This window comes from Streptomyces johnsoniae (assembly GCF_031845565.1).
Classification (GTDB): Bacteria; Actinomycetota; Actinomycetes; order Streptomycetales; family Streptomycetaceae; genus Streptomyces; species Streptomyces johnsoniae.
Window position 1 is genome coordinate 134,336 of sequence record NZ_JAVREV010000005.1, and the last position, 20,124, is coordinate 154,459.

At 74.1% G+C, this 20,124-nt stretch carries 19 protein-coding genes; 12 read left to right on the forward strand and 7 right to left on the reverse strand.

Going from position 1 to position 20,124, the window contains the following annotated elements:
* Window positions 1–42: 42 nt before the first annotated feature.
* The 10 genes from RM779_RS10760 to RM779_RS10805 all read left to right on the forward strand — a co-directional run bounded on the left by RM779_RS10760 (window position 43) and on the right by RM779_RS10805 (window position 10,430).
* Window positions 43–1,062 (forward strand): alpha/beta hydrolase, encoded by a 1,020-nt coding sequence (locus RM779_RS10760; RefSeq protein WP_311617453.1) that lies wholly within the window; start codon window positions 43–45, stop codon window positions 1,060–1,062.
* Between the two features lie 93 nt (window positions 1,063–1,155).
* On the forward strand, window positions 1,156–2,346 hold the full coding sequence (locus tag RM779_RS10765) for a M6 family metalloprotease domain-containing protein (RefSeq protein WP_311617454.1): 1,191 nt from the start codon (window positions 1,156–1,158) through the stop codon (window positions 2,344–2,346).
* Window positions 2,347–2,495: 149 nt separating this feature from the next.
* Window positions 2,496–3,719: a cytochrome P450 gene (locus RM779_RS10770; protein ID WP_311617455.1), complete on the forward strand. Its 1,224-nt coding sequence runs from the start codon at window positions 2,496–2,498 to the stop codon at window positions 3,717–3,719.
* 35 nt (window positions 3,720–3,754) lie between these two features.
* On the forward strand, window positions 3,755–4,888 hold the full coding sequence (locus tag RM779_RS10775) for an acyl-CoA dehydrogenase family protein (protein WP_311617456.1): 1,134 nt from the start codon (window positions 3,755–3,757) through the stop codon (window positions 4,886–4,888).
* 4 nt (window positions 4,889–4,892) lie between these two features.
* Window positions 4,893–6,113 carry a GNAT family N-acetyltransferase gene (locus RM779_RS10780; protein WP_311617457.1) on the forward strand — a complete coding sequence of 407 codons (1,221 nt, stop codon included), beginning with the start codon at window positions 4,893–4,895 and terminating at the stop codon, window positions 6,111–6,113.
* On the forward strand, window positions 6,101–6,562 hold the full coding sequence (locus tag RM779_RS10785) for a type II toxin-antitoxin system RatA family toxin (RefSeq protein WP_311617458.1): 462 nt from the start codon (window positions 6,101–6,103) through the stop codon (window positions 6,560–6,562). The genes RM779_RS10780 and RM779_RS10785 overlap by 13 nt, the downstream gene beginning before the upstream one ends.
* On the forward strand, window positions 6,559–7,851 hold the full coding sequence (locus RM779_RS10790; RefSeq protein ID WP_311617459.1) for an aspartate aminotransferase family protein: 1,293 nt from the start codon (window positions 6,559–6,561) through the stop codon (window positions 7,849–7,851). Before RM779_RS10785 ends, RM779_RS10790 begins: the two co-directional genes overlap by 4 nt.
* Window positions 7,848–8,117: an acyl carrier protein gene (locus RM779_RS10795; RefSeq protein WP_311617460.1), complete on the forward strand. Its 270-nt coding sequence runs from the start codon at window positions 7,848–7,850 to the stop codon at window positions 8,115–8,117. Before RM779_RS10790 ends, RM779_RS10795 begins: the two co-directional genes overlap by 4 nt.
* Window positions 8,114–9,349: a beta-ketoacyl-[acyl-carrier-protein] synthase family protein gene (locus RM779_RS10800; protein ID WP_311617461.1), complete on the forward strand. Its 1,236-nt coding sequence runs from the start codon at window positions 8,114–8,116 to the stop codon at window positions 9,347–9,349. The genes RM779_RS10795 and RM779_RS10800 overlap by 4 nt, the downstream gene beginning before the upstream one ends.
* A gap of 67 nt (window positions 9,350–9,416) precedes the next feature.
* Window positions 9,417–10,430: an SDR family oxidoreductase gene (locus RM779_RS10805; protein ID WP_311617462.1), complete on the forward strand. Its 1,014-nt coding sequence runs from the start codon at window positions 9,417–9,419 to the stop codon at window positions 10,428–10,430.
* 31 nt (window positions 10,431–10,461) lie between these two features.
* Here RM779_RS10805 and RM779_RS10810 read toward each other — a convergent pair whose 3' ends face one another.
* The 3 genes from RM779_RS10810 to RM779_RS10820 form a co-directional block, all read right to left on the reverse strand.
* Window positions 10,462–11,649 (reverse strand): cytochrome P450, encoded by a 1,188-nt coding sequence (locus RM779_RS10810; RefSeq protein ID WP_311617463.1) that lies wholly within the window; start codon window positions 11,647–11,649, stop codon window positions 10,462–10,464.
* Between the two features lie 125 nt (window positions 11,650–11,774).
* Entirely contained in the window at window positions 11,775–12,911 is a 1,137-nt protein-coding gene (locus RM779_RS10815) for a serine hydrolase domain-containing protein (RefSeq protein WP_311617464.1), read from the reverse strand.
* 75 nt (window positions 12,912–12,986) lie between these two features.
* Window positions 12,987–13,856, reverse strand: coding sequence for a helix-turn-helix transcriptional regulator (locus RM779_RS10820; RefSeq protein WP_311617465.1), 870 nt, complete (start codon window positions 13,854–13,856; stop codon window positions 12,987–12,989).
* A 49-nt stretch (window positions 13,857–13,905) separates the two neighbouring features.
* Here RM779_RS10820 and RM779_RS10825 point away from each other — a divergent pair, with 49 nt between their 5' ends.
* A complete protein-coding gene (locus RM779_RS10825; protein ID WP_311617466.1) occupies window positions 13,906–14,337 on the forward strand; it encodes a DUF2000 domain-containing protein in 432 nt (143 codons plus the stop codon).
* A 30-nt stretch (window positions 14,338–14,367) separates the two neighbouring features.
* Here the strand turns inward: RM779_RS10825 and RM779_RS10830 are convergent, their stop codons facing one another.
* From RM779_RS10830 to RM779_RS10845, 4 genes are read right to left on the reverse strand one after another with little or no spacing between them, the layout of a single operon-like run.
* Window positions 14,368–15,882 (reverse strand): mannitol dehydrogenase family protein, encoded by a 1,515-nt coding sequence (locus RM779_RS10830; RefSeq protein ID WP_311617467.1) that lies wholly within the window; start codon window positions 15,880–15,882, stop codon window positions 14,368–14,370.
* Complete coding sequence (locus tag RM779_RS10835; RefSeq protein ID WP_311617468.1) at window positions 15,857–16,621, reverse strand: SDR family NAD(P)-dependent oxidoreductase; 765 nt, start codon at window positions 16,619–16,621, stop codon at window positions 15,857–15,859. Before RM779_RS10835 ends, RM779_RS10830 begins: the two co-directional genes overlap by 26 nt.
* A gap of 29 nt (window positions 16,622–16,650) precedes the next feature.
* The gene (locus RM779_RS10840) at window positions 16,651–18,069 is read right to left on the reverse strand and encodes an MFS transporter (protein ID WP_311617469.1); all 1,419 of its coding nucleotides are present in this window, start codon (window positions 18,067–18,069) and stop codon (window positions 16,651–16,653) included.
* Between the two features lie 11 nt (window positions 18,070–18,080).
* Complete coding sequence (locus RM779_RS10845; protein WP_311617470.1) at window positions 18,081–19,190, reverse strand: Ldh family oxidoreductase; 1,110 nt, start codon at window positions 19,188–19,190, stop codon at window positions 18,081–18,083.
* A gap of 139 nt (window positions 19,191–19,329) precedes the next feature.
* Between RM779_RS10845 and RM779_RS10850 the strand changes: the two genes are divergently transcribed.
* Window positions 19,330–20,118 (forward strand): IclR family transcriptional regulator, encoded by a 789-nt coding sequence (locus RM779_RS10850; RefSeq protein ID WP_311617471.1) that lies wholly within the window; start codon window positions 19,330–19,332, stop codon window positions 20,116–20,118.
* Window positions 20,119–20,124: the final 6 nt, after the last annotated feature.

The following is a 20,124-nucleotide window of genomic DNA, read 5'->3' on the forward strand; positions in this document are numbered from 1 at the left end:
GCGTCCCTGACGCGGCCGATGGCGCTCCGTAACGTCGTGGCCATGACGACTCAGGGTAACGAGAACGCGCGGAGTACGGAGAAGTCCGGCGGCTTCGGCCGACGGGCGTGGCTGCGGAGCGCCGGGCTGGCCGGCGGCGCGGCCGTGCTGTCCGCCGGGGCGGGGGCGGGCATCGCCGGCGCCGGGGACGGCGCCCGGGACCGGGGCCGGGACCGGCGCCCGACCACCTTCGTCCTGGTCCACGGCACCCACAGCGGCGGTGTCTTCTGGGCGCCGTTCGCCCGCGAACTCCAGTTGCGCGGGCACCGCGCCATCGCCGTCGACCAGCCGTACCACGGCGCCGGCGCGTTCGTTCCGGAGTCCTACCAGCGCCAGGACCTCGCGGCGATGGCCACCGAGCCGTCGCCCCTGGCGGAGGTGACCCTGGACGACTTCGAACGGAACGTGACGCGGGCGGTCCGCCGCGCCGCCCGGCACGGCCGCGTGGTGCTGATCGGGCACAGCATGGGCGGCCTGTCGGTCAGCCGGGTCGCGGAAGCCGTGCCCGAACTGGTCGATCACATCGCCTACATGGCGTCGTTCTGCCCCTCGCCCGCCATGCCGACCCTGACGGACTGCATGTCGTCGCCCGAAGCCGCCTCGGCGGTCAGCCCCGATGCCCAGATGATCGGCGACCTGGAGGAACTCGGCGTGATCCGCATGAACTGGCGCACCGGGGACGCGCACGACCTCGACGTGTTCAAGGAGATGATCTGCGCCGACCACTCGGACGCCGCGTTCCGCACCATCATCGGCGACCTCCAGACCGACGAGTCGGTCCGGGTGACGCTGGACCCGGCGGTCGGCACCGCGCACCGCTGGGGCCGCGTCCCGCGCTCGTACTTCCTCTTCGGCCGGGACCGGATGATCACCCCCGAGTTGCAGGAACGGATGATCAGGGAGGCGGACGAACGTACGCCGGGCAACCCCTTCGCCGTCCACGACTTCGACGCCTCCCATATCGGCCCGCCCGACCCCGCCCCGGTCATCGACGTGATGGACCGCCTGGCGGCCGGAAGTTGATCGTGTGCGGAGGGTTTACAGACTCGCTGTGCAATGTGCAATATCACGCGTGACATCCTCATGATGCGGCATCAAAGAGCAGGGGAGAGAACGTTGCACGAACGACGCAGCGCCTTCATAGCGATCGCGGCCCTTCTCGTCACCGGCGTCGCGGCGGCGCCTGCCACCGCCGAGCGTGCCCACGCGGCACCCGCTCCCGGCGCGGCGCAGTGCAAGCTGCCGGCCGCGACCGATGATCTGGGCTCCGGCTTCCCCGTCGACGACCAGGCGCTGCCCGCCGTCGGGACACTCGACGCGGCGATGCTCTTCGTCGACTTCGAGGACTACCCCGCCCCTCGCGGATCGCTGCTGAAGGCGGAGTCGAACCTGCGCTCCGGGGTCGAGTACCTCGAGAACGTCTCGGGCGGCGCGCTCGACATCGAGGTCACGAACTCCGACGGCTGGGTCCGCATGCCCGAGCCGTCGACCTCGTACCCGTTCGAGCGGGGCCTGAGCTACGAGGACCACGTCCGGTACATCGGTGACGCGATCGAGGCCGCCGACGCGGACTTCGACTTCTCGGACACCGACGTGGTCTGGGTGGTCGCCACCGAGGAGGCCGAGAGCATCAGCTACTCGCCCACCACCAACCACCTCGACGTCACGGCCGACGGGAACCACCTCACGCACGCGGTCACCTTCGGCTACGACCAGTGGCGGTGGGGCGGCCTGGTACTCGCCCACGAGACCGGGCACTCGCTGGGGCTGCCCGACCTCTACCTGTTCGAGGCGCCGGAGGACGACCCGGAGAACTGGCACGCGGCCGTGGGCGGTTGGGACCTGATGGGCCTGATCTCCGGGCAGGCGCCCGAGTTCCTCGCCTGGCACCGCTGGCAGCTCGGCTGGCTCGCCGACCGGCAGGTGGTCTGCGCACCGCTCGACGCGCGCACGACCGCGACCATCGTTCCGGTCGAGGAGTCGACGACCGGCAGGCCCACCGCCGACGCGATGGTGGTACTGCCCGTCTCGGAGACGCGAGCCGTCGTGGTCGAGAACCGTCAGGCCATCGGGTACGACAGGGAGATCCTGACCTCGGGCGCCCTCGTCCACACCGTCGACACCGGCGTGCGGACCGGCCACGGCCCCATCCAGGTCGTGGACGCGACACCCGGCTCGGCCGACGCCCTCGACGACGCCCCGTTCCAGCCGGGCACATCATGGACCGAGCCGTCCACCGGCGCGGTCCTCACGTTCGAGGAAGCCCGCGGCAACGGCCTCCGGGTCACGATCGACCCCGGAGCCTGAAAGCGGCAGCGCGGGTCCGGGGCACCGTCATCGGGTAGTCCGATTACATTTCTTGTTCAGCGCCCGCCACTTTTCCTCTTTGCCGTATGGTCAGGTCGCCCGGCCGGTGGATAATATGTGCCGGGAGCGCACTGCTCGGGGAGGGTAAGATGCCGGACCCGGAATCGCTAATTCTCTCGATCCTCGACCCGGACGGCAGGGATAATCCCCATCCGGCGTTCGCTGCCCTGCGGAGCAGCGTACCGGTGTATCACCACACCGGACTGGACACCTATTTCCTCACGCGATTCGCTGATTGTCATGCCGTACTGACCAATTCCGCATTTCGTGTCCCAGACCGCGAATGGTGTTCCCGTGAATTCCCCGGTTGGCGCGAGCATCCCGCCGCTGAATTCTTCTACTCATCCCTGCTCCGGACGAACGGGGCCGAGCACAGCCGGGTCCGCCGCCTGATCGGCGGCGGGTTCGGTGCCCGCCGGATCTCGGCGCTGCTTCCCGCCGTCCGGGGCATCGTCGACGAGCTGCTCGACCGTTTCGCCGACGCGACGGCGGACGGCGGAGCGGCCGACTTCCAGGAGCTGGTGGGCTACCCGCTGCCCATCGCCGTGGTCAGCCACCTCATCGGTGTGCCACCGCGGGAGCGCGGGGACTTCGACCGGCTCGGACATGACGCCGGGCGCCTCCTTGAGCCCGTGCGCACCCCGGAGGACTGGCGGCGCGCGGACGAAGCCGTCGTCGCGCTCCGCACCTACTTCGCCGATCTCGTCCGCAGGCGGCGGGCACAGCCGGCCGACGACCTGACGTCCACCCTGCTCGCCGTCCGCGACGTCGACGACGGGCGGCTGTCGGCGGACGAGCTGGTGGACACCCTGCTCCTGGTGCTGGTCGCCGGGTTCGAGACGACCGCGCATCTGCTGGGCCTCGCCGTCCACGCCCTCCTGTCGCACCCCGAGCAGTGGCGTCTCCTCGCCGAGCGGCCGGGCGCGGCCGCCGGTGCCGTCGAGGAGACCCTGCGCTGGGACACCCCCGTCCGCATGACGGAGCGCATCGCGGCCCGCCCCGTCGAGGTGGGCGGGGTGCCGATTCCCGAGGGCGGCAATGTGACCGCCGTCCTCACCGCGGGGAACCGTGACCCCGCCCGCCACCCCGACCCCGACACCTTCGCCGTCCTGCGCACCGACACCAAGGTGCTCAGCTTCAGCGCCGGCCCGCACTACTGCCTCGGTGCCGCTCTGGCACGTGCCGAGGGGGCCGAGCTGCTGGAGCGGATGGTGACCCGTTTCCCCCGGCTGGCGCCGGCGGGCGAGCCGGTGCGGCGCAAATCCGTCAGCCTGCGCGCGTTCGCCCGGCTGCCGCTCGCCGCCGTCGGCTAGCGGGGCCGCGCGGCCGTTCCCCGAAGGGAGTGTCCATGAGGTTCATGCAAGGCGAACGTTCCACTCTCGACAGGCTGTTGCCCGGTCTCGACGCGTCCCTCGCCCGCTTCCCGCTGAACGTGCTGGAGAGCGCGCCGAGTCCGGCCATCGAGGCGTTCCGTGCGGCGGGCGGCGCCGGCCTCCTGGTGCCCGAGGAGTACGCCGGGATCGGCGCCACACCGCTTCAGGCCGTGCGCGTCCAGCGGGCCCTGGGCGCCCGCTGCCCCTCGCTGGCCGTGGCGACCACCATGCACCACCTGTCCGTCGCCCCCCTGGTGCGCGCGGCCCACGACGGCACCGGTGTGGAGGGGCAGCTGCTGGCCCGCATCGCGAAGGAACGCCTGCTGCTGGCGTCCGGCTTCGCCGAGGGCACCACCGGGCAGAACATTCTGCGGCCCCACATCACCGCCGAGCGGCGCCCGGACGGCCGCGTCGTGCTCAACGGCAGCAAGAAGCCGTGCAGCCTCTCCCGTTCGATGGACCTGCTGACCGCGTCCGTCGCCATGCCGGGCGAGGACGGCGTCGCGCGGCTGGCCGTCGCCGTCGTGCCCGCCGCCACCCCGGGGATCGAGGTGCGGCCGTTCTGGCGCACGCCGGTGCTGGCGGGCGCCGAGAGCGACGAGGTCGTGCTGCGCGGCGTGGAGCTGGACCCGCACATGGTGATCCCCACCGAGGTCACCGCGGACGCCGTGCCCGACGCGGTGAACGTCGCGGGCTTCCTGTGGTTCGAGCTGCTGGTGACCGCCGCGTACGCGGGCGTCGCCGGCGCGCTGGTCGAACGGGTCCTGACCGCGCCCGGCGGGGGCCCGGCGGACCCGGCGGCGTTCACGGTGGGGCTCGACGCCGCGATGCTCGCGGTGGAGGCCGTCGCGCGCGCGATGGAGACCGTGGAGTGGACGGACGCGCTGCTGGTCAGCGCCCTGTCCGCCCGCTACGCGGCGCAGGACTCCATCGCCCGCACCACCAGCGCCTGCCTGGCCGCGCTGGGCGGGATGGCGTTCATCGGCTCGCCGGAGGGCACCTACCTGGCGTCGGCCGCGGCGGGACTGACGTTCCATCCGCCCTCGCGGGCCCGCATGGGCGGCCCGCTGCGGGACTTCCTGCACGGCTCCCCCCTGCGCATCGGCTGACGCGATGGAGCCGATGGAGCCGATGGAGCCGACGGAGCCGCGTGGCCCCCACGCCGTCGACGTACTGCCCGGCATCGACGCCATCCCCGACGCGCTGTGGCGCCGCCTGGCCCCGGCCGACGACCCGCTGTGGTCCCGGGCCGTCTTCGCCGCGATGGAGCGGGGCTCGATCGGCCCGGACGGCTACGCCTACCTGGTGGTGCGCCGGGCGTCCCGGCCCGTCGCCGTGCTGCCGCTGTGCCTGTTCGGCGGGCTGCGGCTGGACCGCATCGTCGGCCCGCGCGAACGGCGCCTCCTCGCCCCGGCGGCCCGGCGGCTGCCCCGGCTGCTGCGACTCCCGACGCTGTTCTGCGGGCACCTGCTGGGCCAGGGGCACATCCTCGGTCCGGAGCGCGGCGATCCGGAAGTGGGGCGTCTCCTCGTCGCCGCCGTCCTGGAGTTCGCACGGGCCAGGCGGTTGCGCACGGTGGTGTTCAAGGACTTCGCCGCCGCGGAGCTCGCCCCGCTGGGGGCCGCCTTGCGGCAGGCCGGGTTCCTCGTTCTCCCCAGCCTGCCCGATACCGAACTGCGCCTGCCGTACCGGTCGTTCGACGACTACCTCGCGGCCCTCCCCGCCAAGCCCCGGCGCAACGCCCGCAGCAAGATCCGCAAGTTTGCCGGGCGTCCCGGGCTGCGCATGGAAGTGCTGGAGAGCTTCACCCACCTCGTTCCGCAGATCCTGGCGCTGTACCGGCAGGTGATGGACCGGGCGGATCAGACGCTGGACGAGATCGACGCCGCCTTCCTCACCGCGCTGCGCCCCGAGGGCGGCCTGCGCACCCGGCTCGTCGCCTGCTTCGAGGGCGACCGTCTCGTCGCCTTCCTGCTGTGCCTGTTCCACGGCGCGGGCGCCACCGGGACCAGGATCGGCCTCGACTACGCGCTCGCCCACGACGCGCGGCTGTACCACAACGTTCACTATGCGGCGATCCGGCTCGCCCTCCGGGCGGGCTGCCGCCACATCCGCTTCGCGCAGACCGCGTACACGCCCAAGGTCGAGTTCGGCTGTGACCTGATCGAACAGCATCACGCCATCACTCACCTGCGCCCGCTGCCCCGCGCGCTGCTCCGCCGCTTCCTGCCGCCCGCCCTCGCCCGAGCACGGGCCGACGCCCTCGGCCCGCACGGGCCCGCCGAGCCCCGCCCGCCCCACCAGGAAAGCAGGCAAGACCCATGCCCCGAGTAGAAGTGGATCTGCCCATCACCGCACCGCCCGAGGCCGCGTGGGCGGCCGTGGTGGACGTGGAGTCGTACCCCGCTTGTATGGACAGCGTCGAGGCCGTCACGGTCACCGGGCGGCCGGACGAGCGGCACCGCACCACCGCCTGGTCGGTGCGCCTGAAAGGGTCCGTGCTGCGGTGGACGGAGGACGAGGTGATCGACCCCGTCGCGCGCCGCTTCGACTTCCGGCAGGTCAGCGGCGACCTCGGCGCGTTCACCGGGCACTGGGGCGTCAGGCCCGGGCCAGGCGGCGGCAGCCTGGTGTCGCTGCACGTCGACTTCGACATCGGCATCCCGCTGCTCGCCGACATGCTCAACCCGGTGGCCGCCGACGCCCTGCGGGAGAACGCCGCGCAGATGCTCGCCGCCCTCCAGGCCCGGCTGACCGCCGCAGACCACGGCGGGGCCGGGTGAACGGGCCGCCGGCCGCCGGTGCCTTTCCGGACGCGGCCCGCCCGGACGCGGCCCGCGAGACCTTCGACCTGATCCGCCGTCACCTCTCGCCCGGGCTCGCGCTGACCGGGTCGTTCGCCGGCCGGGGCGCGGTGGAGGTGTCGGCGGACGGGTGCCGGGTCGTGCTGTCGGACGGGCGCGAGGTGCTCGACTTCGGCGCTTACGCCGTCACCCTGCTCGGGCACCGCCACCCGGCCGTCGTCGCGGCGGTGCGCGAGCAGCTCGACCGGATGCCGGTGTCCACCCGCAGCCTCGCCAATCCGGTGACGGCCCGCGCCGCCGCCGCGCTGGCCGGTCACTTCTGCCCGTCCTTGACCAAGGTCTGCTTCGGGCTGAACGGTTCCGACGCCGTCGAGATCGCCGTCAAGCTTGCCCGCGTCGCCACCAGCCGGGGCCGTGTCATCGCCGTGCGCGGCGGCTTCCACGGCAAGTCGCTCGGCGCCCTGGCCCTCACGCACAGCCCGCTGTACCGCGCCGGGCTGCGCGGGGCCCTGATCGATGTCGTGCACGTGGCCCCGGACGACGCCGGAGCGGTGGCGCGCGCCACCGCGGCCGGCCAGGTCGCCGCGGTGGTGTTCGAGCCGGTGCAGGGCGAGAACGGCGCCGCGGTGCTGCCGGTGGACGTGCTGCGCCAGTGGTGCGAGGACGCGGGGCGCGCGGGCGCGTTCGTGATCGCGGACGAGATCCAGTGCGGCCTGCGGCGGTGCGGGGAGCGTTCGGTGGCCCTCGCCGAAGGGCTGCCCGTGGACGCGGTGCTGGTCGGCAAGCCGCTGGGCGGCGGCGTCGTGCCGCTGTCGGCGGTGGTGTGCACCGAAGAGCTGTACGCGCCGCTCGCCGCCGATCCGTTCCTGCACTCGGCGACCTTCGGCGGACATCCGCTCGGCTGTGCGGCGCTGCCCGCCGCGCTCACCGCGATCGAGGAGCTGGCCGGGCACGGGCGGGCGCTGGCCGCCGCGCTGGAGGTGGCGCTGGCCGCGTTGGCGCGGCGGCACCCCGACGTGGTGACCGGCGTGCGGGGGCGGGGCCTGCTGCGCGGCGTCGACTTCGCCGACGCGCGGGCCGCCGGCACGGTCGTGACCGAGCTGGCGGGCGCCGGGCTGCTGGTGTCGCCCTGCCTCGGCCGGCCCGCCACCGTGCGGCTGCTGCCCCCGCTGGTCGCCACCGAGGCGGACATCGCGCAGGCCGCGCTCATGCTCGACGCGGCCCTCTCGGCGGCCGGGAGCCGCGGACCCATCCGGGAGACGACATGACAGGCGCCCCCGTTCCCGACCGTGCGGAACTGGCCCGCATCGTCCGGGAGACCGTTTCCGACGTGCTGGGCACGGAGCCGGAGGACATCCACGAGACGACCGACCTGAAGGGTGACTTCGACATCGACAGCCTGGAGTTGATGGACATCGGCGCCCGCCTGGAAACCGCGCTGCGCGTGGGCATCCCGGTGAGCGACCTGACCGGGGCCGCGACCGTGGGCCAGGCCATCGACCTGCTGGCCGACCGGCTGGAGCGGCCCGAGTGACGGGGCGGCGGGTCCGGGTCGCCGTCACCGGCATGGGCGTCAAGTGCCCGGCCGGCAACGATCCGGAGGACGTGTTCCGCCGGGTGCTCCACGCCCGGCCGACGGCGGCGGTCGTGCCGGGCCTCGCCGAGGCGGGGCTGTCGGTGCGGATCGCCTGCACGGTGCCGGAGTTCGACCTGGCGCCGTACATCGGGCGCCGCGAGGTGCGGCAGATCGACCGGGCGACGGCGCTGCTGCTGTGCGCGGCCGACGACGCCGTCGCCGGGGCGGGCGGGGCCGTCCGCGGCCAGGGGCACCGGGCGGGCGTGCACATCGGCACGGGCATCGGCGGCCTGCCGGGCATGGAGGAGGTCGTGTACGGCCACGGGGAACGGCCCATGGGCATGCCGGTGCACACGGTGCCGAAGAGCATGGCGAACTCGCCGGCCTGCCGCCTCGCGATGCGCTACGGGCTCCGCGGGTCGTGCATGACGTACGCGACGGCCTGCGCGAGCGGGACGAACGCCATCGGCGAGGCGGCGCGGCGCATCCGGGACGGCGAGCTGGACGTGGCGCTCACCGGCGGCGTGGACGCGGCCGTCACGAAGGTCATCGTGAGCGGCTTCGCCCGGATGCGGGCCCTGTCGGTGCGTAACGAGGAGCCCGAGCTGGCCAGTCGGCCGTTCGACGCCGACCGCGACGGGTTCGTGATGGGCGAGGGCGCCGCCGTGCTCGTTCTGGAGCGCTGGGACCTGGCGCGGCGCCGGGGCGCGCGCATCTACGGCGAGGTCGCCGGATACGCCACCACCTGCGACGGTGCCCATGCCGTGGCGCCCGACCCGCAGGGCGCCATGGCGGCCGAGTGCATGCGGCTGGCCATCGCCGACGCCCGTCTCACGCCCGCCGGGATCGGGCACATCAACGCGCACGGCACCTCCACGGTGCTCAACGACCTGGCCGAAGCGGTCGCCGTGGAGCGCTGCTTCGGCCCGCAGTCGCCGCCGGTGACGGCGGTGAAGGGCGTCACCGGGCATCTGATCGGCGGTTCTGGCGCGGTGGAGGCGCTCGTCGCCCTGTTGTGCGCGGCGCGCGGCGTGGTGCCGCCGGTCGCCACCACCGCGTCCACCCCGGACGTGGGGGCGCTGGACGTGGTGCTGGGCGCGCCGCGTCAGGTGGCGCGGCGGCCGGTGCTGTCCAACTCGTTCGGTTTCGGCGGGCAGAACGCCTGTCTGGTCCTTCGCCCCGCCCCCTGACCGTTCCGTGTCCGCGTCCGCGTCCGCGTCCGTGTCCGTGTCCGCGTCCGCGAGCAGAAAGGCTGACATGCGCATTCTCGTCACCGGCGCCACCGGAGTGGTCGGCACCGAAATCGCCGCACGGTTCGGCGCCGTCCCGCACACGCGGGTGGCCCGGCGCGCCCAGGACACCTCCGTGACCTGCTGGGGCATGGGGGCCGAACCGCCGTCCGCCGCCCTGTCCGGCCACTGGGACGTCATCGTGCACGCGGCGGCGGACACCCGGTGGACGCTCACCCGCGACGAGGCGGTGGCCGCGAACATCGGTCCGCTGCGCGCCGTACTCGCCCTGGCGGAGCGCGACACGCACCTCGTGCACCTCTCGACCGCCTACGTCGGCGGCACGCGGGCGCCGGCGGACCTGCGGGGCGCGGAGTTCGACGGCTACCGCAACGGCTACGAGTGGTCCAAGGCCGTGTGCGAGGACATCGCACGCGGGGAGCACCGCGGGCCGCTGACGATCGTCCGGCCGCCGCTGATCGTGGGCCGTCGCGGCACCGGGGCCATCTCCCGCTTCTCCGGCCCCTACACGCTGCTGCAAGCGCTGGTCTCCGGGCTGGCGGCGGTCGTGGTGGGCGATCCGGCTGGCTACGCGGAGATCAGCCCGGTGGACGAGGTCGCCGACGCGGTGGTGCGGGCCGCGCTGTCCGCCCCGCCGGGCTCGCCGCGGACCGAGGTGATCGCCGGCGGGGCCGGCAGCCTGCGGCTGGGCGAGCTGCTCGACGTCATCTGCGACACCCTCGACGAGTGCCGCGCCCGGCACGGGCAGCCGCCGGTCGAACGGCCGCCCGTCGTCCCGTCCGAGACCTGGGACCGGTTCTTCCTCCCGCTGGCGGAACGGTACTTGTCGCCGTTCCAGCACCGGGCGGTGCAGCTGCTCGCGATGTTCCAGAGCTACACGAGCATGGGCGAGCCGTTCGTGCCCACCCGGACCGTGCGCGACCCGGGGGCGGTGATGGCCGCGGCCGTCCGGCACTGGGCCGCGCGCCGGCCGCGGCTGGCCCTGGCGCGGCCCACCCCCTGGACGCTGCTCACGAGTTGAGCACCGGGCGCCTTGCCCCGTCGGCCCCGCCTCACCAGGTGACGGGCACGGCCGTGGGCCCGGCGTCGGTCTGACCGCGGACCCATTCGAGGTCTTCGGGCGGGACCTGGAGCCGGAGTCCGGGCAGCTGCCCGGCCAGGGCGTGGAACGCCGCGGTCAGCTCGATGCGGGCCAGTGCCGCGCCGAGACAGTGGTGGAGCCCCCGGCCGAAGGTCAGGTGCGGTCCTGCGGACTGCCGGCCGGGCAGGAAGCGGTCCGGGTCGGCGAACTGCCGGGGGTCGCGGTTGGCCGCTTCGAGACGGACCAGGACCAGGTCGCCCGCCGCGATGGGCACCCCGTGCAGTTCGAGATCGGTGTGGGCCCAGCGCGGGAACGGCTCGGCGATCAGGCCGCCCAGGTGCCGCAGTACCTCTTCCACCACCGCGTCCAGCTGCTCCGGAACGTCGGCGAGCCCGGCCAGGCGGCCCTCGGTGACGACCTGGACCGTACCGGCGGAGATGCCGTTGCGGGCCGTCTGGTAACCCGCGGCGATGAGCGTGGTGGCCATGCCGATCAGCTCCTCGTCGCTGAGCCGCCCGTCGTCCGTGTCGCGCACCCGGATCAGGGCGCTGAGCAGGTCGTCGCCCAGAGCGCGGCGTTTGGCGGCCACCAGCCCCGCGGCGTAACCGCTGAGGTCCTGCCACGCCCGTATCGCCGCGGCGATGCTCTCCTCGCTCCCGTCGGTGAAGAACTCCGCCGCGCCGAGCGCCTCCACCAGCAGGTGGAAATGTTCGCGCTCGTCGATCGCCACGCCGAGCAGGTCGCTGATCACCTGGATCGACAGCGGGGCGGCGAGCCCGGCGACCAGGTCGGCGGGCGGCCCGGACGCGGCCAGCGCCGCGACGAGTTCGGCGGCCTGCCGGTGGATGCGCGGACCCTGCGCGGCGATGCTCCTGGGGGTGAACGCCTTGGAGACCAGCCGGCGCAGCCGCAGGTGGGGCTCGCCGTCCTGGAACAGGGTGTCGTTGCCCTCGGCGGCGGTGCCGGGCGGCGCCATGCCGAGGCGAGGGTCGGCAAGCACCGCCGCGACTGCGTCGTAGGACGTGACCAGCCAGGCGCGCTGACCGTCGGGCGCGGTGACCGCGGCGACGGGTGTGCGTTCCCGCAACTCGGCGTACAGCGGCGGCGGTCGCATGGGACCGGGCCGGCCGAACGGCAGGGACGGCTGGGTGGTGGACATGAGGGAGGCCCTTCTCGTGGCGGCTGAGACCTTGCGCCGGCACGTCCCAGTGCACACGTTGACGCCGCGGCAAGGTCAAACCGCGCCGTGCCCCGCCGCGGCGCCGGGTCACCCGTCCGTCGAGTTCACCCGTCCGTCGAGCACAGTGCCGCGTCCGCGGCACCGTTCAGGCGGGCGCGGGTCGCCTCCTCGGTGGCCTGCGTCGTGGTGTAGACGGTGACCGTTCCGCGGTGGCCGGACGCGTGGCCGGACGCGTGGCCGCCGACCACGGAACCGCCCGGCAGGTCGCCGCCGTGGCCCCAGTACATGCCGCCGCAGCTCAACTCGTGGCCGGTGAGGCCGTAGCCGTAGCGGCTGCCGGCCGGGTAGAGGCCGCGGTTCCCGACGTCGGTGGTGTCGTGCGTCATCAGCCACACGGCCCACCGCGGCAGCAGCTCCCCGCCGAAGAGCGCGTTCCAGAAGGTGTTGAGGTCCCCAGGGGTGGAGACCAGCCCGCCCGCGGCGCCGAACTCGTAGCCGGGCAGTTCGGTCACGTCCGTGACCCCCGCTTCCGGATCGGCCGGGTTGATGCCGTAGTTGTGCGCGTGCGGTCCCCGCAGCGCCAGCTCGCCGGCCTCCGGCCAGTACGTGTCGTCCAGGTCGAGCGGGCGCAGGATCGTCTCTTCGATGTAGGTGCGGAAGTCCTCGCCCGTCACCCGGTTGATGATCATGCCGAGCACGAGGTAGTTGGTGTTCGAGTAGCCCCAGTCCGTTCCCGGCTCGAAGACCTGCTCCTGGGCCAGGGACAGCGCCAGGTGCTCCTCGGGGGTGCTGCCGGTGGCGGTCCAGTCCATGAGCCCGACGTAGTCCGGCAGGCCACTGGTCTGCATCAGCAACTGCCGAACGGTGACCGGGGAGCCGGCCAGCTGCGGCACGTGGCGGGCGGCGGTCTCGTCCAGCCGCAGCCGTCCCTCCGTCACCAGCCGCATCACGGCCGTCGCGGTGAACGACTTGGTGTTGCTCGCGATCCTGACGCGGCCCTCGGCGCCGGTCATCGGCTGCCCGCTGCCCAGCTCCGCCGTTCCCGCGGTGTACGTCGTGGACCCCGTGAACGCCAGCGCCCCCGGCATGCCGTCCCGCTCGACCAGCAGGTCCAGCTGCCGCTGGACACCGTCCTGCCCTTCGTCCGGCGCGCCGGACGCGGCGGCTGCCGCGGGGACGGCGGTCACCGTCGCCAGGGTGGCGGCGAGAAGCACGGCGGTGGTGAGGCGTCGGCGCATCATGGTGGGGCTCCCGGAAGGTCTCTCGAACAGGTGCCTCAAGCATCTCGGCCCGCCGCGCCCGGAACACGGGCCGCATCACCCCGATCCGGGGTGCACCTGTCCCCACCTCCGGCCCACCGGTGAGGCCCCGGGACGCCGGGGCGGATTCCGGGGGACATGGCGGGCGTAGCGCCCGGGGGTGGTGCCCACGAGCCGTTTGAAGTGCCGCGTCAGATGCGACTGGTCGTAGAAGCCGGCCGCGACCGCCACCTCCGCGGGCGGCCGGCCGTCGAGGAGGAGCCGCCGGGCGCGGTCGACACGGCGGGCCATCAGGTACTGGTGCGGGGCGATGCCGAAGGCGGCAGTGAACGCGCGCACCAGGTGCGTGGGGTGGGCGTGCACCAGTCGCGCGGCCTCGTCCAGGCTCACGCCGGACAGCAGCCGTTCGTCGAGAAGCTCCCGCAGGCTGTGGACGATGCCGTTCCCGGCCGCCGGTGGCGGGGTGGCGAGCCGGGGCCGCAGGTGGCCGCGCAGCCGCTCCGCGATCAGGGCGAGGCGGCTCTCCGCCTCCAGCTCGTCGCCCCGGCGCGCCAGGGCCGAGTGCAGCTGCCCGACGCGTCGGCGCAGCAGCGGGTCGACCGTGTCGGGGCCGTCCACGGCCGGGCCGATGAAACTTTCGTCGAGCCGGGTCAGGTCCAGGTAGAGCACCCGCTTGCGGAAGCCCTGCGCGGTGGCGGACGAGCCGTTGTGCGGCACCCGCGGGGGCAGCAGGGACACCGTGTCGTGCGGGGTGCCGCGCTCGCGTCGGCCCAGGTCGTAGCGGACCGCACCGGCGTCGACGATCAGCAGCGTCCACACGTCGTGGACGTGCATCGGGTACGCGTGCTCCGTGAAATGGGCGTGGAAGACCTCCACGACGCCCGGGACCCGCGGGCGCCACGCGGAAACCTCCTGCCGTGCCACCATGCCAAGAACGTACAAGAATGTGCGCCGGTGCGGTCGGCAGTCTCGGAGCATGACGATCGACAGCACGCCGGTACGGTTCGATACGAAAATCGCCGTTCTGCTCCGCGAGGACCTGGCGCCGTGGCAGCGGCTGAACGTGACCGCGTTCCTGGTCAGCGGCCTCGGCTCGGAGATCCCCGAGGTGATCGGCGAACCGTACGCCGACGCCGACGGCACCCCTTATCTGCCGATGTTCCGCCAGCCGGTCCTGGTCTTCGAGGGCACGAAGGAGACCATGCGGGCCGCGCACGGCCGGGCCCTGTCCCGTGCGCTGCCCCGTGCGGTGTTCACCTCCGACCTCTTCGCCACCGGCAACGACCGGGACAACCGGGCGGCGGTCCTGGCCGTGCCGCGGGACCAGCTGGACCTGGTGGGGCTCGCCGTGCACGGACCGCGCAACGCGGTCGACAAGGTGCTCAAAGGCGCCCGGATGCATCCCTGAACGCACCCGGGCGGGCCCGGCCGGGCGCGTTCAGCCGGCGGCCTGCCGCAGCGCCGCGGTGACCCCGTGGCGGGTGAGGGTGGTCAGGTGCGCGGTCAGCGCGGTGCGGACCTCGGGGGAGGCCGCCGTCTCCTGGTCGAAGACCGCGCGCAGGGCGAGCAGCGACTCGACGGCCCGAGCCGGGGCGCCGGCGTGCGCGCGGGCGCGCCGCAGGGCCGCGGCGCGCGGGTCGTCGAGGTCGGCGGCGGTGGTGACGTGACGCATCCAGGCGGCGAGGACCAGGAGCAGGCGCTGCGGGACGCGGCCAGCGGCCAGGTGTTCGCGCAGCGGGGCGACGACCCGGACCGGCAGCTTCTCGGTGCCGTCGGCGGCGACCTGGCGGGTGGTGTGGCCGAGCGCCGGGTTGGCCAGGCGGTCGAGGACGCGGGCGCGGTAGCGCTCCAGGTCCAGGCCCGGACAGGGCCGCAGGGTCGGGAGCAGTTCGTGGGAGGTCAGCTCCTCGGCGAACGTCTCCATGCCGGGCAGGGCCAGCGCCCGGTCGACGGTGGGGGCGCCGGCGAGGGAGCCGAGGTAGGCGAGGGCGGAGTGCGTGGCGTTGAGCAGGCGCAGCTTGGCCGTCTCGAACGGGGCGACATCGGCGACGAGATCGGCGCCCGCGGCGTCCCAGGCCGGGCGGCCCGCGGGGAACCGGTCCTCGATGACCCACTGGCTGTAGGGCTCGGCCGCGACCGCCGCGGCGTCGCGGACGCCGAGGAGGCCGGTGACGCGTTCCAGGTCGAGGGGGCGCGGCGCGGGGACGATGCGGTCGACCGCGGTGGCGGGGAAGGCGACCCGCGCGTCGACCCACTGGGCCAGCGCGTCGCCGCCGGGCAGGGCCGCGAGGAAGTCCTGGACGAGGCGGCGGACGAGAGGTCCGTTGGCGGGCAGGTTGTCGCAGGGCAGGACGGCCAGGGGCGCGCCGCCACGCTCGTGGCGCAGCCGCAGGCCCGCGACCAGCCGGCCGATGGTGGTGCGCGGCGCGCCGGCGCCCGCGAGGTCGTGGGCGACGAGCGGGTCGTGGCGGGCGAGGCCGCCGGTCGCCGGATCGCGGCGGTAGCCCTTCTCGGTGACCGTCAGAGTCACCACGCGCACGTCCGGGTCCGCGAGGCGGGCGGCGACGGCGGCCGGTTCCTCCGGGGCGGAGAGCACCTCGGTGAGGGCGCCGACGACGCGGGCCGGTGGGTGGCCCGGCGGGGGCTGCCCGAGGAGGAGCACGGAGAACAGGCCGTCCTGCGGGGCGAGTTGCTCGACGACGGTCCTGCTGCGCTGGGTCACCGCGCAGATGCCCCAGGACGGGTCGCCGGCGGCGGCCATGGCGTCCTCGGTGTGGACGGCCTGGTGGGCGCGGTGGAACGCGCCGGGACCGAGGTGCACGATGCCCGTGCGGCGCTCGTCGAGGGGAACGCGCGGGTGCGCGTGCGCCGGGACGCGGGCGAGCGTGGCGCGGCTCAGGCGGGGCGGCCGGGCGGGTACCGCCGGGTCAGTAGCGGATGTGTTTGCCGCCATCGACGATCACCGCCTCCCCGGTGACGAGGTCCATGTGCAGCAGCCCGAGCACGGCCTGGGCGACGTGCTCGGGGCCAGGGGTGGCGCGCAGCGGGACCGTTTCCCGTTCGGCGCGGGCGCGTTCGGCGAAGCCCTCCGCGCCGTGCAGGCCGGTCTGCCAGCGGGTGGCGACGGTGCCGGGCGCGACGGCGTTGACGCGGACGTGCGGGGCGAGGGCGCCCGCCAGGTTCCTGGTGAGCTGGAGCAGCGCGGCCTTGCTGGTGCCGTAGGCGAGGGAGGAGCCGCCCGCGCGGTAGCCGGAGACGGAGGCGATGTTGACCAGCGCGCCGGAGGCGGCGCGCAGGGCGGGCGCGAAGGCGCGGGCGCAGCGGAACGCGCCGACGACGTTGACGTCGAGCGCCTCGTGCCAGTCGGCGTCGGTCAGGGCGTCGAGGTCGTGTTCCGGGACGGCGCGGGTGGTGCCCGCGTTGTTCACCAGGATGTCGACGCGGCCGAAGTGCCTCAGCGCGGTGGCGGCGAGCGCGCGGACGGCGAAGTCGTCGGCGACGTCGGCGCGTTCGGTCAGGGCGCGCGCCCCCAGGGCCTCCGCCTCGGGCACCAGCTCCGCCGCCTCGGCAGCGGAGCGGCGGTAGGTCGCGACGACGCCCGCCGCCCCGGCGCGGGCCAGGGCCAGGGTGGTGGCCCGGCCGATTCCGGTGCAGCCGCCGGTGATCACGGCGACCGTTCCTCGCAGGTCCACGGGTCCTCCTTCCCGGCTGCCGCCGGACGTTACCTGGCCGGCCCGTCCCCGGGCGGGAGGGGCGCCAGGTGTTCCTCTGCTATGTCGATGTGGCGGGTCTCCGCCGAGTACAGGAACGCCGTCAGGGAGATCGCCGCGGTGAGCATCATGAAGATGGCGACCAGCCAGGGCGAGCCGTTCCCCAGCTCCAGCAGCCCGGCGGCGATGAACGGGGAGAAGCCGGCCACGGCGGCGCCGATCTCCCGGGAGGCGGCGAAGCCGGTGTAGCGGACGCGGGCGCCGAACAGCTCGGCGTAGAAGGCGGGCTGCACCGCGATCATGGGGGCCAGGCCGAGGCCGGTGGCGATGATGAGCGCCAGCCAGATGACCGGTGGCGCCCCGGTCTCCATCAGCAGGAACAGCGGAAAGGCGAACAGCCCGGTGAAGACGGTGGAGAACAGGTTGAGCGGCCGCCGGCCCACGCGGTCGGACAGCGCGCCGTAGACGGGCTGGAGCGCGATGACGACCAGGCCGAAGGCGATGACGCCGGTGAGGGCGACCCAGCGCTCCAGGTCGAGTTCGTCGGTGATGTAGGAGACGGAGAACGTCGCGTAGATGTAGACGACGGCGGTGTCGCAGATGTGGGCGCCGATACCGACGAGGAAGTTCCGCGGGTAGCGGCGCAGCGTCTCCCGGGCGGGGATCTTCACCACGCGCTCCTCGTGCCGCATCCGGCGGAAGACCGGGGATTCGGCGACGCGCAGCCGCACGTACAGGGCGACCGCGATCAGGGCGAAACTGAACAGGAACGGCAGCCGCCAGCCCCAGCTTTCGAGCGCCTCGTCGGACAGCAGCTCGACCAGCAGGAACGCGACCGTGCCGAGCACCAGGCCGATCTGCACGCCCATCTGCGCGAAGGAGGCGTAGTAGCCGCGGCGTGCGGGCGGCGCGTGTTCGGCGAGGAGCGTGGAGGCGCCGCCGAACTCGGCTCCGGCGCCGAGCCCCTGGCAGATGCGCATCAGGACGAGGAGGACCGGTGCGGCCATGCCGATGGACTCGTACGTCGGCAGCAGGCCGATGATGCCGGTGGACACGCCCATGATGACCGTGGTCAGGACGAGGGTGGCGCGTCTGCCGATGCGGTCGCCGATGGAGCCGAAGAGGAAGCCGCCGAGCGGGCGGAAGACGAAGCCGACGCCGAACGTCGCGAAGCCGATCAGGGTGCCGGTCGTCGGGTCGTCCTGCACGAAGAAGTGGTCGTTGAAGACGAGCACGACCGCCGTGCCGTAGATGAAGAAGTCGTACCACTCCAGGGCGGTGCCGACGATGGACGCCGTGACGACGCGGCGCAGTTCGCCGTCTGTTCCGCCTTTCGTTCCGCCGTCCGTTCCGCCTTTCGTCCCGGCCGGTGCCCGTTCCTTCGCGGGATGCTGGTGTCCGTGGTCCGCCTGGTGCTGTTCGCCGGTCATCGCTGCCTCCTTCAGGGGCGTCGTCCCCCCGGCTCCCGCGCCTGTCCTGGGCCCGGCTCGTCCCGCAGGGCCAGCAGCCGGCGCCAGGTGCCGCTGGGCAGCGGGACGCCGTGGGCCAGGTGCCGTGCGCGGGCGCGCTCCTCCGGCTCGCCGGGGGCCAGGACCTCCCGGTGGCCCTCGGCGAGCGGGGTGCCTGCCAGCTCGGCGCAGAAGCTCTCGGTCTCGGTGCGGAAGGTGTCCAGGGGCACGAAGGCGTCGATGCGGACGCCGATCATGACCGTGCCGAAGCGGCCCCCGTAGCCGGGCAGGCTGGAGATCCCGGCGCCGCTGAGCAGGCCGCCGGCGATCTCGATGACCACGCTCAGGCCGTACCCCTTGTGCCCGCCGAACGGCAGCAGCGCGCCGCCGCGGTAGAAGTCCGCCGGGTCGGTGGAAGCGGCCCCGGCCGCGTCCAGCAGCAGTCCCGGGGGCACGGACCGTCCGCGGGCGCGGGCCACGCCGAGCTTGCCCTCGGCGACCGCGGCGGTGGCCCAGTCCATGACGACGGGGGGCCGCCCGGCCGCGCGGGGCAGGGCCCAGGCCAGGGGGTTGGTGCCCAGGCGCCGCTCCCGGCCGCCGTGCGGGGCCACGGTCGGGTCGGCGTTGGACAGCGCGATCGCGACCAGCCCGCGTTCGGCGAGGTCCGCGGCGTACTCGCCGAGCCTGCCGACGTGGTTGCAGTCCCGGACCGTCACCACGCCCGCCGCGAACTCCTCGCACAGCGAGGCGAGTTCATCGGCGGCGCGGCGGGCGGCCAGCTGGCCGAACGCGCGCCTGCCGTCGATGACGGCGGTGGCCGCGCGGCGGGCGGCGACCACGGGGGCGGCGGCGGGGTCGATGACGCCTTCGGCGATCGCCGCCAGGTAGGCGGGCAGGCGCCGCACGCCGTGGGAGCCGTGGCCGACCAGATCCGCCTCGACGAGCGAGGCGGCGACGGCACGGGCCGGCTCCGCGGGCACGCCCGCCGCGGTGAGCAGCGCCGCGGCGAGCCCGGTCAGTTCGGCCGCGTCGACCCGGATTTCGCCGTCGGGCGCGCCCGCCGCCGGGTCGTGTGGCACGTCCTGTGCTGAGCCATCGGTCACGTCCGCTCCCGAATTCCGTCGGATGGAATACCGTTCCGCTTTCGTGGCCGAGATGCTGCCACAGCGGATCGGCGCTGTGAACCCGGTCACAGGGAATTTCTTCGGCGGGCGGCTCCGGGAGGCGCCCTAGACTTGCCGCATGACCAGCCCGGAGGCGCGGCGGACAGCCGCCGACAAGACGCTCGATGTCCTGGAGGCGCTGGCCGAACATCAGAGCATCGCGGGCCTGTCCGAGGCGACGAAGCTGCCCAAGCCGACCGTGCACCGCATCCTGCGGACCCTGGTCGAGCGCGGCTTCGCCCGGCAGACGGACCACGGCAGTTACACCGGCGGGCCGCGCATTCTCACGCTCATCGGCCGCCACCAGCGCGGCGCCGACCTCACCGACCGCGTGCGCCCCGCGCTCGAAGAGCTGGCGCGGGAGACAAACTGGACGGTGCACTTCGCCCTGCTGTCCGGCCACGAGGCGGTCTACGCGGCCAAGGTCGAGGGCGACCGCCCCTACCACCTGGCCTCGCGGGTGGGGATGAGCCTGCCCCTGCACTCCACCTCGGTCGGCAAGTCGATGCTCGCCGCGCTCCCGGAGGAGTCGGCGCGGGCCCTGCTCGCCCGCGGCGGGATGCCGCGGCGGACGGCGCGCACGCACACCGACGCGGCCGCGCTGCTCGCCGAGTTGGCGGCGGTCCGGCGGCGCGGCTGGGCGGAGGATCAGGAGGAGAACGAGGAGGGCGTCATAGCCGTCGGCGCCCCGGTCTTCGACCACGTCGGCCAGGTGATCGGCGGCATCAGCGCGGCGGCCCTCAGCCACCCGGCCGACGCGAAGGCGATGACCGCCTGCGGCCGTGCCGTGGCCACCACGGCACGCCAGGTCTCCCTGACCCTGGGCGCGCCACCGCAGCGCAGCGACCTGGCCGGTTCACCGGACTGAGGCGGG